The sequence below is a fragment of the Thalassomonas actiniarum genome, from assembly GCF_000948975.2.
GTDB classification, from domain to species: Bacteria; Pseudomonadota; Gammaproteobacteria; order Enterobacterales; family Alteromonadaceae; genus Thalassomonas; species Thalassomonas actiniarum.
Window position 1 is genome coordinate 6,169,070 of the sequence record NZ_CP059735.1, and the last position, 13,613, is coordinate 6,182,682.

Genomic DNA, 13,613 nt, shown 5'->3' on the forward strand with positions numbered 1-13,613 from the left:
GCTCTCGACTCAATGAATTCTGTCAAATAAATATTACTTACTTAAAAAGTAAGTCGTACTTGTGTGTCATTCATCATTAAGTTTATTTTTTGTTACCTAAGTAACTATGTAAAATCAACATTAACGTGAGTGCCCACACAAATTGCATGATAACTAATTTTTAAAGAACTCCGTTCAACCCTTGGTTAAACGGAAATGATTAATCGCATTCGTTAATCATTGTTGCTTCAGGCCTTGCCCTCAGCGAGATGCGCATCATACGCCTCTCAGTTTCGATGTCAACCTTTTTCGTTAAAAATTTTAAAAACATTTTCAACCGTTAACTGTTTATCTTTACTTGGAAAGTAAGAGTAAACCTATCAAAACCCTTCGTTGGGCTGCCCCGTTGAAGTGGATGCGCATTCTAGAGAGTTTGAGGAATAGATCAAGCACTATTTTCAACATTTTATTCAAGCGATTACTTTTAGAACAATCCAGCTAAAATAACAGCTATAGAGAGCTTGTCTGGTAGCTTTTCAAGAAGTTCAGCCTATAAGTGAAGGCATGATGTGCTGTACTTTCTCCCGGGCTTGGTGCTCTATAGTATATTCAATTGATTAAATTGCATAAAAATTACACTTATAGTTGCACATTAATGAAAGCCCGGTAACATATAATTGCAATTTTGTGATTTTAAAAAAAATAATCAGGTACATATTATGAAGTCTCCCCAAGTATTAACCGTTATCATAGTGGCAGTTGTTTTTGCCCTGATCGGTTATTTCATCGCAGGACCTATAGGTGTAGATCCTGCAACAGTTGCTGTCAGTATCTTTATCGGTGCTCTGCTTGCGCCATTTATCAGCAAGAAAGAAGTTGAAAGTTCAAAAAGTGATGAAGTGAAAACATTATATGTTGGTAACTTGCCTTATCGCGCGAACGAAGCATCTGTTAGAAGCTTATTCTCTGAATACGGTAATGTTCACTCTGTCCGCTTGATGAAAGACAAACATACCGGTAAACGCCGCGGTTTCGGTTTTGTCGAAATGAGCGAGCGTGATTCTGAAGCAGCAATCTCAGCTTTGAATGATACAGAATTCCAGCAGCGCACGTTAAAAGTACGTGAAGCCAAAGACCGGCCCGAACGTACAGACGAAGCAGTCTAACTCTTCACCTCAATATGCATTATCCAAATAAAAGCCCGCAGTTGCGGGCTTTTTATTGCCAACTTTAACGGTAGTCAACTTTTAGCCCTATATTTATACCTGCAGTAACAGCACTAAGATAACCCCTTATGCTTATAAGATCTACGACCAGGGGATAACAGCCAAGATTGGTATATTTGTTTTATACCGGGCAATGGCTAATTCTGCTCACCGGCTAATTCGACAGACAATTTACTAGACAAAGTAAAATGCGGCGCTAAAATCTGCGCTCCACTAGCGACAAGGCGAAAACATGTTCAGTTTTATTCATCCCGATAACTACGATCAGCAGCTTACTCAAAAGCAACAAGATATTGCAGAGTTATTTTCAGCATTTGATTTACCTGATTTTGATATCTATGAATCCGAAAGATTAAACTATCGGCAAAGAGCTGAGTTTCGTGTTTGGCATGACGGTGATGCCCTTGACTATATTATGTTTAACAGCGAAACCAAGCAAAAATTTCGCGTTGAATATTTTCCCGTAGCCAGTGAACTGATTAATAAAGCCATGAAGGCTTTGATCAGTGAAATTAAAGATAACCAGGTACTAAGGCAGAGATTATTTCAGGTAGACTTTTTGTCTACCCTCAGCGGCGAGTTGTTGATCAGCCTGCTTTATCACAAACAACTGGATCAGGCCTGGACTGATGCCGCCAAGGTATTGAAGGAAAATTTATCTGCTATTGCACCCGTAGATATTATCGGCCGGGCGAAGAAACAAAAAATAGTCCTGGATAAAGACTATGTCACTGAAGTATTGACGGTGCAGGGTAAAAACTATCAATACCAGCAAGTAGAGAACAGCTTCACCCAGCCTAACGGTAAGGTCAACGAAAAAATGCTGACCTGGGCGCAACAGGCAACAGCCGGTTTAGGCGGTGACTTAATCGAGCTTTATTGCGGTAACGGTAATTTCAGCATCGCCCTGGCCCAGAACTTTGACCGGGTATTAGGTACAGAAATCTCTAAGACTTCGGTGAAATCAGCGCAAGTTAACATCGCCCTGAACAAAATGGATAATATTGATATCGTACGTATGTCCAGTGAAGAGTTCAGCCAGGCAATGAATGGTGAACGCCAGTTCCGTCGCCTGGAAGGGTTCGACTTAACGCAATATAACTACGAAACTGTGTTGGTTGATCCGCCGCGTGCCGGTCTTGATCCCGACAGTGTCGAACTGGTGAGCCGGTTTGAACGCATCATCTATATCTCCTGTAACCCGGAAACACTAAAAGATAACTTAGCGGTATTAACGAAAACCCATAATATTGAAAAGTTTGCTTTATTCGATCAGTTTCCCTACACCCACCATGTAGAAACCGGTGTCGTGCTTACCCGCAAATAAAGGGGCAAACAGAAGCGAAAACAAAAGCCGGGACTTTCCCGGCTTTTTCTTAACAGGCAGGCTAAGCTTTGCTTCCCCGTTCACGCCGACTAAACTCAGCGGCCCCGCGCGCAATAAACCTGAGCTGTAAAATAGTGCGCTCCGCCAGTAACTCCCGTTCCTTTTTATCCAGATCCAAGGCATCCGAGCCGGCACTGAACACAATAGTCACCGCCGCATTGGCATGGATATAGGCAACTTCCGAGTCCAGCTTATTGGCCTGTTCTAAATAATCGCATAATTCCATGGTGAAGTAGCGGATTTCCCGGCTTACTGCCGCACGAAAAGCCGCCGAGGTACCGGAACGCTCCCGCAATAACAAACGGAAAATATTGGCATTGTTCTCAATAAATTCCATAAAGGTCAGTACCGATATCTGCACCACAGAACCGCCCTTCTCGATACGCTGGCGCGCCTGGCGCATTAATTGGCGTAAGGTCAGGCCCGCTTCATCCACCAGGGTCAGCCCAAGTTCATCCATATCGGAGAAATGCCGGTAGAAAGAAGTAGGGGCCAAACCGGCTTCTTTTGCTACTTCACGCAAACTTAAGCTGGAAAAGCTACGCTCGGCGCTGAGCTGTCCCAATGCAGCATCTATCAACTGGCGACGTGTTTTCTCTTTTTGCTGTGCTCGTATCCCAGTCATAAATTGCTGATCCTATCTCATTTTTCTCAACTTAAAGGCTATCATACTCAAATATTGGCTGATCGCACAACGAATCGCTGAACAATCAGATATCAAGCGGCAAGCCAATAGCCGAAAAAGCCCGTCGGCGAGTAAAATTAACACAAACTTCACTTGACGGATAACCGACCGAGTATCTAGAATGGTGGACACTTGTACGCTGAATTTATTTTTCGGACTTTTTCATGAAAAAACCCCCAATTATCTGGCTGAACGTTGCTGTTTTTCTGATAACGTTTTTATTTGCCGCCGTTGCCGTACCTTACCGGGCATTTACCCACGGCTTTGACGGCGCTGAAATAACTATGGCTGTGCTGTGTTTTATCTATTGCGGCATGTCCATTACTGCCGGATACCACAGATTATGGTCCCATAAAACCTACCAGGCACACTGGAGCCTGAGACTATTATTTGCCCTGGGCGGTGCCTTTGCTCTGCAAAACAGTATCCTGCACTGGTCTTCCGATCACCGTATTCACCATAAACATGTCGATAAAAATGACAAAGATCCCTATTCTGCCAAAATGGGCTTCTGGTATTCACATATCGGCTGGATGTTAAGGGAATACCAGGCACACAGATATGCCAACTATGACAATGCCCGCGATCTGCAAAAAGACCCCATCGTCATGTGGCAACACAAACATTACCTGTTATTAACTATCGCCATGAATGTCGGTGTCCCGCTGTTATTCGGTTTATGGCACGGCGATGTGATCAGCAGCTTATTGCTGGTCGGTTTCTTGCGTTTGGTATTGAGTCACCACACCACTTTCTTTATCAACTCCCTTGCCCATATCTGGGGCAAGCAAACCTATACCGATAAAAATACCGCCCGCGACAACGGGGTTTTGGCTTTCTTTACCTTTGGCGAAGGCTACCACAACTACCACCATATTTTTGAAAATGACTATCGCAACGGCATCCGCTGGTGGCAGTTTGATCCGACCAAATGGCTGATCAAAGGTTGTGAATGGCTCAAACTCACCTCCAAGCTAAGAACCAGTCCGGAAGACAAGGTTGAAAAAGCCCGATTGGCCATGATCTTAAAACGCAGCCAGTTAAAATTAAAAAGTCATCCGGAAGCCGAATTAATGCTGGAGCGCCTGCAACAGGAATACGATGCCCTAATTGCCAAGCTCAATGATTTTTATGCCGCCCGTAAACAACTGCTGGCCAACAAACGCGACCAGCTACTGGCAGATGTCGAAAAATCTGAGCTGGTAAAACAGTATAAAGAGCTAAAATTACGCCTGGCAGAGCAGCAACGCAGTTGGCATTTACTTACTGCAAAACTGGCTTAAAACAAATTCTTAGTTATTAACTAGTTACCTGGTACCCAAATCCTGCTAGAATTTTCACCACGCAGTAGGATTTGAGGTACTTTCATTGGCTAAAAAAAACGTCTCCCCCCGGAAAAAGAAACCCGTCAGTTACACATACGACGCTATCATCATAGGCACAGGTCCGGGTGGTGAAGGCGCGGCCATGAACCTGGCGAAACAAAATAAAAAAGTCGCCGTGATTGAAAGATATAAAGATGTCGGCGGCGGCTGCACCCACTGGGGCACGATCCCGTCCAAGGCCCTAAGGCAAACCGTCAGCCGGCTGATCGAATACAATGCCAATCCGCTGTTTAGCGGCACGGACAAACCCAAGCATTTCACCTTCCCGGATATTTTAAGCCACGCCGATGCCGTGATCCGCAAGCAGGTCAGGTTACGCAGCGGCTTTTATGACAGAAACCGGGTAGAGCATTACTGCGGCGAAGCGTCGTTTATCGATCCCCATACCATACAGATCTTGCGCAATGACGGCTCAGTGGAACAAATCACCGCCGAAAAAATCCTGATCGCCACAGGTTCACGCCCTTATCATCCCGACGATATCGATTTCAGCCATCCGCGGGTATACGACTCCGACAGCATCTTAAGCCTGACCCATGATCCGCGCCATATCATTATTTACGGCGCAGGAGTAATTGGCTCTGAATATGCCTCTATTTTCCGCGGCCTGGGGGTTAAGGTAGATTTGATCAACACCCGGGATCGCCTGCTGTCTTTCCTCGATGATGAGATGTCCGACTCTTTGAGTTATCACCTGTGGAACAATGGCGTAGTGATCCGCCACGGCGAGCAAATCGAACGGGTGGAAGCTAAAGATAATTCCGTGGTGGTACATTTAGAATCAGGTAAAAAAATGCGCGCCGACTGCTTGTTATTCGCCAATGGCCGCACCGGCAATACCGCAGATTTAAACCTGGACGCTGCCGGACTCAAGGCCGATGGCCGGGGCCAGCTGGCGGTCAGCAATACCTACCAAACCCAGGTAGAAAATATCTACGCGGTCGGTGATGTCATCGGCTATCCCAGCCTGGCCAGCGCCGCTTTTGACCAGGGGCGAATCGCCGCCTGTGCCATGACCGACGATTGCAGCAATGCCAAACTGATCACCGATATTCCCACCGGCATCTACACCATACCGGAAATCAGCTCGGTAGGAAAAACCGAACAGGAACTGACCGAAGCAAAAATCCCCTATGAAGTGGGACGCGCCCAGTTTAAACACCTGGCCCGGGCACAAATCGCCAATTCCCTGGTGGGTTCGCTGAAAATTCTCTTCCACCGGGAAAGCAAAGAGATTTTGGGGATACATTGTTTTGGTGAAAATGCCGCGGAAATCATCCATATCGGCCAGGCGATCATGCAGCAGAAAAACGGCGGCAATACCATAGAGTATTTTGTCGAAACCACCTTTAACTACCCCACCATGGCAGAAGCCTTCAGGGTGGCGGCATTAAACGGCTTAAACCGCTTATTTTAATCCGGGGCAGAATTTTAACCCGGGAAAGGTTTTTAACCGGAAAACAAAGGGCGCTGAAATTAAGCGCCCTTTTTTATATCCGGTTATCTGTCTACCAGTCCCGGCGGATGTTTCTGCCCGGGGGCAATAAGCTCTATTTCCGTGATTTTAAAAGGGGTGCCCCATTGCTGTATGGTCATCATGTTTTTGATCAGCTCCCCCTTCACCTTAACTATAGCGCCATGCTGGCGATACTCGGGCGCTAACCCCATAGGCAATAACTTCTTGCCCTCGTCGGTGACTATGCCGTAAAAGCCCCCTTCCATGGTCAGGTATTTCACCGTCCCCTGCTGCCACTTCAATACCGGACGCCGTTCTTGCTTGGTAAGTTTATTGGACATGTTTGCTCCCTGCTCGCTGGTAACCGCCGTGGCCGGTGACGAAGCCATTTCTGTCGATGCCGGCTCAGACTGGCAAGCCATCAATAAAAGCGTTATCGGTAGAAAACTTAAACCGTTTTTAAGCGCAAGTTTCATCTGCTGGATCCTTATTCTTTAGTTATGCCCCCAGCTTACACCATAGCCGACAGAGCGCAAAATAACTTTAAAAAACAGCCAACAAAAAGACGCCTAAGCCCACCTGCCGCGCACAAAGCAGCCCTTAACCCAGGCTGTAAATTTTTACAGACAAGCCCGCCATTATTCCCTTTAAAAAGAACCCCGCCCGTTATTGACCTAACCAGCCACACGGTCTTTAGTTATAGGTGGCAACAATAGCGCTTACCTTAGTTTCTATAAAGCTTGGTTGCTATACAGTTGCCACCCGGCAATAACGCCGCAACTAAAATCGCAACCCCTGAGTGTTCAGAGCACCCAGAGGTCGCTAACCGCAACGAACTTCCACAGGAGTACGTCATGGCTAATTATAAGCATACGCCAGACCCCGCCCCGGCAAAAGTAAATTATCCCATTTATCGGCAGTTTACCGTGCTGGAAACCACCTGCGAGTCGGCAGCCAAAACCCGCGGCATAGGCATTAACTATGTACCGGTCAACCTTGAACCCTGCATAGTGCTCAGGGGGAAATGGCTCAGGCAGGCCGGTTTTGCTATCGGCCGTAAAGTCAGTATTGTGATCAACCCGGAGGAGATAGTCATTAAGCCTAAACAGCTCGGTTAGGCAGGTTCACCTGTAAACACAGGTAAAAATTAAAGCTGCTGCATCCCAAGTCAGGTGCAGCAGCTTTATTGGTATCCGGATGTACAAGGGTAAGAACAGGATGCTTGGTATTACCAACCATCCTTGAAGGGTATTTGTCAGCAAGGTCTCTTGATTTTTGAGGTGTAATCAAGAGACAGCCAAGCTTTTTACTTGTACTTTTTACTTATGATAAGGCTTACTCAGCCTATGTACCGCATCAATAAAGTATCCGGCATGGTCCGGGTTAACATCCGGGTGGATACCATGACCCAGGTTAAAGACATGGCCGGTACCGCCTTCACCAAAACCACCAAGGATTTTAGCTACTTCCTGCTCGATACGCTCTTTAGGCGCATATAACATAGACGGGTCCATATTGCCCTGCAGCGCCACCTTGTCACCAACGCGGGCTTTGGCATTTTCAATGTCTATAGTCCAGTCCAGACCTACCGCATCACAACCTGTGGCGGCAATGTCTTCCAGCCACATGCCGCCGTTTTTGGTAAACAGGGTAACCGGCACCTGACGGCCATCGTTGCTACGGGTTAAACCGTCAACAATTTTCGCCATATATTGCAGGGAGAAATCTTTATAATCGCGCGGCGACAATACGCCGCCCCAGGTATCAAAGACCATCACCGACTGGGCGCCGGCGGCAATCTGGGCATTAAGGTAAGAAATTACCGAATCCGCCAGCTTATCCAACAAGGCATGTAAAACCTGCGGCTCGGCGAACATCATTTTTTTGATCTTGGTAAAGGCTTTGCTGCTGCCGCCTTCTACCATATAAGTCGCCAACGTCCAGGGGCTGCCGGAGAAACCGATCAACGGCACTTCGCCTTTTAATTCGCGGCGTATGGTGCGCACCGCGTTCATCACATAACCCAGTTCATCTTCCGGATCCGGGATAGCAATCTTATCAACATCTGCCTTACAGGTAATAGGACGCTCAAATTTCGGACCTTCGCCGGTTTCGAAATATAAACCTAAACCCATGGCATCCGGAATCGTTAAAATATCACTAAATAAAATAGCAGCATCAAGCTTAAAACGACGTAAAGGTTGAAGCGTTACTTCACAGGCAAGTTCGGCATTGCGGCACAACGACATAAAGTCACCCGCCTGACCACGCACTTCGCGATATTCAGGCAAATAACGGCCTGCCTGACGCATCATCCATATTGGTGTGTAATCAACAGGTTGACGTAACAATGCACGTAAATAACTGTCGTTTTTTAATTCAGTCATAAAATAAGATCCCCATAAAATATCGCCCGTATTCTACATGGAGTTGACGCCGCTGACCATGTTATGAATCAAAGAATTTTTCATATTCGCCAAGATAATTGCCGAAAAATGCTGCACCATATAAAGCTATTGCTCTATTAAAGATGTTGCACAGCCGATCCACCTTTGATATAAATAATTCGCGCTAGTTAAGAGATAACTAATAAGAAGCTTGTTTATACAAGACCATACAGCGAGCACTTCGGGCCTTACCTTTGGTAAGGCTTTTTTATGTCCGAAGCACAGTGACCACACCTTTATTACCTGCTAGATTTGCAACTAATGTAAACTGGAAACTTCCCTGAAAGCATTATTAAGCCGATGATAAATAGCTACGGAAGTCTTCTTATTTAACGCCAGGTACATACCCACTTCGATATAGACAAACGGCTGCCCCTGAGAATTTTTCACTATGCTCAGGCCGCTCACCTTATTTTCCTTCGCAAGATAAGGACCAAGCAAATAGCCTGTGGCCCAGAGATCAATTCTTTTAGACTTTAACTTATGGGCATTCTGGCCATCAAAACTGGTGAGTTCTACGGCATAGCCCTTATCTATTAAGTATTGGGCTGAAGCATCGCTGCGATAGGTACCAACGGACAAGTCACCGATATCCGCTAATGAATCCACTGTGATATTGTCTTCCTCTCTGGCCATGAATACCCATTTATTCAGCACCAAGGGGCCTATCCAGTAAAAGTCTTTTTCCCGGTCGGCGGTTTTCGCGGTTGAAAAGACCGCAGTGTTTTCCGTGCTTCTGGCGGTTTTCAGCGATCTGGCCCAGGTCGTCAGTATCATGGCATGGTCAATATTCGCCTGCTTAAAGATCTGTCGCACCAACTCGGTTGATTTCCCCGTGATGGTTTCTTTATTTTCATCATACATATTAAAGGGGGGATAATTTTCGGTATAAACAGTGATCAATTCGCTGGCAGAAATTCTGGCGACAGACAACAAAAAGCTTCCTAAGATCAGAAGGCTCGCCCAGAATGTTTGCCTCATTGCCTATCGCCAAAATAATCAAAAAGATACCGCAATTATAGACAATATCAGGCAAAGCTTGATTAAGCGCTTGTTATTACTTGATCGGTTTCACTCGTTTAATTTAAGACAAAGAAAGGAACAGGGATGTTAAAAGCGCAGTTCATAACAAACAGTTTCGGCCTACCGTGATAAATCAGCCAATATTAACAGCTTTCACTATCGCAGCCGGAACTGGCACTATTGGTAGAAAGAAAGACACTTTTATAAGGTGTATTGGAAGAGGTGATCGCGGCCGAATCAAAGCTTTGTTCGCTAACTTGACGTCGGGAAGGGAACTGCAGAAACATCACCGCAAAAACAATGGCAAAGATAGCGGAAATAACCGTTGAGCTGAATAATTCTCCTGACTTGAAGGCCGTATACACAGCCAGGCCAATCCCTATCAGAGCTAACAGTTTCAACAATATTCTCATTGGTTTCTTCCCCGGTTTAAAACGACAACATAAGCGCCAAGCAAAAGTAAATATAATGTTATAAACGCTGGGATATATTAGCAGTTCTTTCATCGGAACCATACAAAGTGTAATGGCGTGTAATGTGGGTTTCTGACAACGATTAATAGTTTGATATTCTATATGTCTGTCTTGCCAAATCATACATCCTGTATCAACTGGTTTTATGTAATTGACGCATCAGCCTTTTCAACTAAATATTCCAGCAACCTTATGTATTTTCCTTCTCTTGGCGTTTGTTGTTTTTTGGGTTGATAAGGGAGTTATTAAGAGAATCTAAAGACCCATTGCTTGAGTTTGATGAACCTGGACTATGCATGTGCTTTCTGCCGTATCGCTTGATCTTTGTTTTATATATGCAATGCTTTATTTATCAATTATTACTATCGTGCAGTAATGAAAATTATTTTGATATTTACAGTTGTTGTATTGTGGGGGGCCAGTGGCAACGCAGCTGAATCCCCTCGGCAAACCGAGCATGAGTATAAAAAAATCATCACAGATCTCCACTATGACACCTTACATAAATTGGCCTATTTGCCATTAGTAATTGAGGCTTTAAAAGAGTCAAACAAGCACTGCCGTAATATCGTCGACATCATGAAGTTGGATGCCAGCTGGCAGGCAAACCGGAAGTTACAGCAAAAGATTTTGCAAAATCCGATAGCGAAGCAAGTCGAGCAAATGACAAACAGTACTAACAACCGTATTGTAGAAGTTTTGATCATGGATAAAAGCGGTACCCTAGTCGGGGCTTTTCCGAAAACAACGGACTATTGGCAAGGAGATGAAGCTAAATTTCAGCAACCAATAGTGTTAAGGGGGGAATTTGTAGGCCCTACCAAATGGGATCCAAGCACGCAAACCTACTCATTTATATTTAGTTTTTTGATCCGAGAAAATAGTGAGATTATTGGCGTATTAGCTGCCGGATTAGATGTCAGCAGAGAATATTTGGATAACACTGTACCTGCTCATGAATATAATTAGCTGTTTACTGTTAACCGTATCTTTATTTCAAGTTGCGTATGCAAATGAATTCAGAATTCTTACCGTAAATGAACCTCCGGCAAATTACATCAATACATCGGGGAAGGCCGACGGTTATGTCGTAGATATTGTTCGGGCGCTGCGAAAAGAAGTTGGCGCTACCGCCGAGATAGAATTTGTACCGGAAGCAAGGGCATTAAACATTTTAAGAGATAAGGCCAATGTCTTGGTGTTTAGTTTGTCAAAAACGCCTTTTCGTCAGGAAAAATATCTTTGGGTTGGCCAGGTGCTGTCTAAGAAATGGGAAGTCTATACCTTATTGGAGTCTGAGCTTAAAATTGAAAATAAAGAACAATTGAAAAATCTGCCTGTAATAGGGGTTGTCAGAGGGGATATACGGGAAGAGTGGTTGGTTAATCACAAATTTACTAATCTGCATTCGGTTACACACCATAATCAGAATATTCGACTTTTACTAAAGGAAAGGGTTAGCGCTATCGTATTCGAGAAACTGGGATTGGCTCACCTTTGCAGGGATTTAAACATTGATGTTTCATTGTTTAAATCCATTTATACGATAAATACCTCTCCAGTCTTTATTGTCATGTCATCAATAACGCCGCCGGATACTTTTCATTTATGGCACAATGCCTATAACAAACTAAAAGCTAATGGCGAGTTAGAAAAGATATCCAGGCTTTGGCAGGCTAAACTGCTTACCGATTTTAACTTAGATATTGGTATTGCAGACGGGCTACTGGTGTTCTAAATTTAGCGTTTGTCGGAGCTGCTTCGTGGCCATAGATAATTTTTCTTACTAGAAATATTCATCAGATACTTGGCGTATTCTCTGATTAATACGGCGCAGTCACACTGTTTACTAAAAATGAAGATTTAACCGCATTTAGAATGCATGAAGCAGAGATAACAAAAAACAGGAGGTTAAGCAAAAGCCAGCTTTATAATAGTAAAAACCGCTAAATGACTTTAGCGGTTTTGGTCAAGGCACCTAAGTTCAATGCGAAAGATAAATAAATCCAGTCTCTAGTTTAGGGCTGTCTAGCCATTAATCAGCAGGTGCACATAAATACTGGCGCCATAACCCAGAGCAATCACCGGCGCCCATTTCAAATGGCCGAAGAAAGTATAATAACCGCGAGCCTGCCCCATCAGGGCCACACCGGCGGCCGAGCCGATAGATAATAAACTGCCGCCTACACCTGCAGTCAATGTAACCAGCAGCCACTGGCTATGGGGCATTTCCGGATTCATGGTCAGGACAGCAAACATTACCGGAATATTATCTACTATCGCGGATAAAATCCCCACCAGGACGTTGGCTGTGGTTGCACCCAGCTCCCCATACATAAACGCTGACGCCATGCCCAGGTAACCGATAAAACCTAAACCGCCCACCGCCAGTATAACGCCGTAGAAGAAAAACAAGGTATCCCATTCTGCCTTGGCAATACTGTCAAAAATATCATATTCATCGACGACATCATCCGAGGTATGGCTGATAGGTTGCTCCAGTTTGCCCAAATTATTATGGCTGGCTTTACGCAGGTAATAACCGAAAAACTTCAGGTAAGCCAAGCCCAGCATCATGCCGAATACCGGCGGTAAATGCAGGAAGTTATGAAAAGATACCGCTGTAATGATGGTAATAATAAACAAGCCGACAATCGTTAACCCCCCCTGTTTAATTTGCGTCATTTGCGTTGAACTTGCCTCAGGTTTCCCGTCCGGCAGGGCAAATTGCATGATAAAGGCCGGCACAACAAAGTTGACCACGGACGGGATAAATAAATCAAAAAACTCGCTGAACTGCACTATGCCTTTTTGCCACACCATCAGGGTAGTAATATCGCCGAACGGACTGAAAGCACCGCCGGCATTGGCGCCGACAACAATATTCACACAACTCATGGCGACAAACTTTGGCTTATCCTTACCCACCGCCATCACCACGGCACACATAATCAAGGCCGTGGTCAGGTTGTCGGCAATAGGAGAAATAAAGAAAGCCAGAATACCGGTCAACCAGAATAATGACTTATAGGTAAAACCTTTCGCCACCAGGTAGTCACGCAAGGCATCGAAGACATTACGCTCCAACATGGCATTGATATAGGTCATGGCCACCAGCAGGAAGAAGAATAATTCGCCATATTCAAGGAAGTTATGGCGAATGGCGACCTCGGCCGCATCAGGCATGCCGTGGGAGCCGTAATAGGCGGCGATAAATATCCAGATCAAACCGGCGGCCAGCAATACCGGTTTGGACTTTCTAAGGTGTAGTTTTTCTTCCAGGATCACCAGGCTGTATGCCAGGACAAAAATTGCCAGCGCGGTATAGCCGAGCCAGTGATCCGTCAGGTTAATCGTTTCATGCACAGCACCCGATGCCAGTGCGATATTTGGTAATAACAAAGCCAATAGCAGCAAAAACACGTGTTTCATTACGGCCCCAATCGTCAATAAAGGTTATAAGATGTAAAACCCGCGCATATTAACAAAGGGGAAAAAAAAGAATAACGATGAGATCAAGCTTTGGTAAGACTGTCTGCGCTTATGCTATTT

Annotated in this window: 13 protein-coding genes; 7 read left to right on the forward strand and 6 right to left on the reverse strand. The window is 45.0% G+C overall.

Annotated elements, in window-relative coordinates; translation table 11 throughout:
* The first annotated feature begins 698 nt into the window (after positions 1-698).
* Both SG35_RS26760 and trmA read left to right on the forward strand, forming a co-directional pair.
* Complete coding sequence (locus tag SG35_RS26760; protein WP_044834442.1) at positions 699-1,145, forward strand: RNA recognition motif domain-containing protein; 447 nt, start codon at positions 699-701, stop codon at positions 1,143-1,145.
* A gap of 292 nt (positions 1,146-1,437) precedes the next feature.
* On the forward strand, positions 1,438-2,532 hold the full coding sequence (gene trmA / locus SG35_RS26765; RefSeq protein ID WP_044834180.1) for a tRNA (uridine(54)-C5)-methyltransferase TrmA: 1,095 nt from the start codon (positions 1,438-1,440) through the stop codon (positions 2,530-2,532).
* A gap of 61 nt (positions 2,533-2,593) precedes the next feature.
* On the opposite strand, the gene fabR is transcribed toward trmA, so the two are convergent.
* A complete protein-coding gene (gene fabR, locus SG35_RS26770) occupies positions 2,594-3,217 on the reverse strand; it encodes an HTH-type transcriptional repressor FabR (RefSeq protein WP_044834181.1) in 624 nt (207 codons plus the stop codon).
* Positions 3,218-3,441: 224 nt separating this feature from the next.
* Here fabR and SG35_RS26775 point away from each other — a divergent pair, with 224 nt between their 5' ends.
* A complete protein-coding gene (locus SG35_RS26775) occupies positions 3,442-4,560 on the forward strand; it encodes an acyl-CoA desaturase (protein ID WP_044834182.1) in 1,119 nt (372 codons plus the stop codon).
* 85 nt (positions 4,561-4,645) lie between these two features.
* Positions 4,646-6,079 carry a Si-specific NAD(P)(+) transhydrogenase gene (sthA, locus tag SG35_RS26780; RefSeq protein WP_044834183.1) on the forward strand — a complete coding sequence of 478 codons (1,434 nt, stop codon included), beginning with the start codon at positions 4,646-4,648 and terminating at the stop codon, positions 6,077-6,079.
* A gap of 83 nt (positions 6,080-6,162) precedes the next feature.
* Here sthA and SG35_RS26785 read toward each other — a convergent pair whose 3' ends face one another.
* On the reverse strand, positions 6,163-6,594 hold the full coding sequence (locus SG35_RS26785) for a hypothetical protein (RefSeq protein ID WP_152646699.1): 432 nt from the start codon (positions 6,592-6,594) through the stop codon (positions 6,163-6,165).
* A gap of 378 nt (positions 6,595-6,972) precedes the next feature.
* Here SG35_RS26785 and SG35_RS26790 point away from each other — a divergent pair, with 378 nt between their 5' ends.
* Positions 6,973-7,236: a SymE family type I addiction module toxin gene (locus SG35_RS26790; RefSeq protein WP_044834184.1), complete on the forward strand. Its 264-nt coding sequence runs from the start codon at positions 6,973-6,975 to the stop codon at positions 7,234-7,236.
* A gap of 201 nt (positions 7,237-7,437) precedes the next feature.
* On the opposite strand, the gene hemE is transcribed toward SG35_RS26790, so the two are convergent.
* The 3 genes from hemE to SG35_RS26805 form a co-directional block, all read right to left on the reverse strand.
* Positions 7,438-8,505 carry a uroporphyrinogen decarboxylase gene (gene hemE, locus SG35_RS26795; RefSeq protein WP_044834185.1) on the reverse strand — a complete coding sequence of 356 codons (1,068 nt, stop codon included), beginning with the start codon at positions 8,503-8,505 and terminating at the stop codon, positions 7,438-7,440.
* Positions 8,506-8,823: 318 nt separating this feature from the next.
* On the reverse strand, positions 8,824-9,498 hold the full coding sequence (locus tag SG35_RS26800; RefSeq protein ID WP_160298329.1) for a substrate-binding periplasmic protein: 675 nt from the start codon (positions 9,496-9,498) through the stop codon (positions 8,824-8,826).
* 233 nt (positions 9,499-9,731) lie between these two features.
* The gene (locus SG35_RS26805; RefSeq protein WP_044834187.1) at positions 9,732-10,001 is read right to left on the reverse strand and encodes a hypothetical protein; all 270 of its coding nucleotides are present in this window, start codon (positions 9,999-10,001) and stop codon (positions 9,732-9,734) included.
* Between the two features lie 435 nt (positions 10,002-10,436).
* Here SG35_RS26805 and SG35_RS26810 point away from each other — a divergent pair, with 435 nt between their 5' ends.
* Complete coding sequence (locus SG35_RS26810) at positions 10,437-11,030, forward strand: PDC sensor domain-containing protein (RefSeq protein ID WP_044834188.1); 594 nt, start codon at positions 10,437-10,439, stop codon at positions 11,028-11,030.
* Entirely contained in the window at positions 10,978-11,799 is an 822-nt protein-coding gene (locus SG35_RS26815) for a substrate-binding periplasmic protein (RefSeq protein WP_084692852.1), read from the forward strand. Before SG35_RS26810 ends, SG35_RS26815 begins: the two co-directional genes overlap by 53 nt.
* A gap of 290 nt (positions 11,800-12,089) precedes the next feature.
* Here the strand turns inward: SG35_RS26815 and nhaD are convergent, their stop codons facing one another.
* Positions 12,090-13,493, reverse strand: a complete 1,404-nt coding sequence (gene nhaD, locus SG35_RS26820; RefSeq protein ID WP_044834190.1) for a sodium:proton antiporter NhaD — start codon at positions 13,491-13,493, stop codon at positions 12,090-12,092.
* Positions 13,494-13,613: the final 120 nt, after the last annotated feature.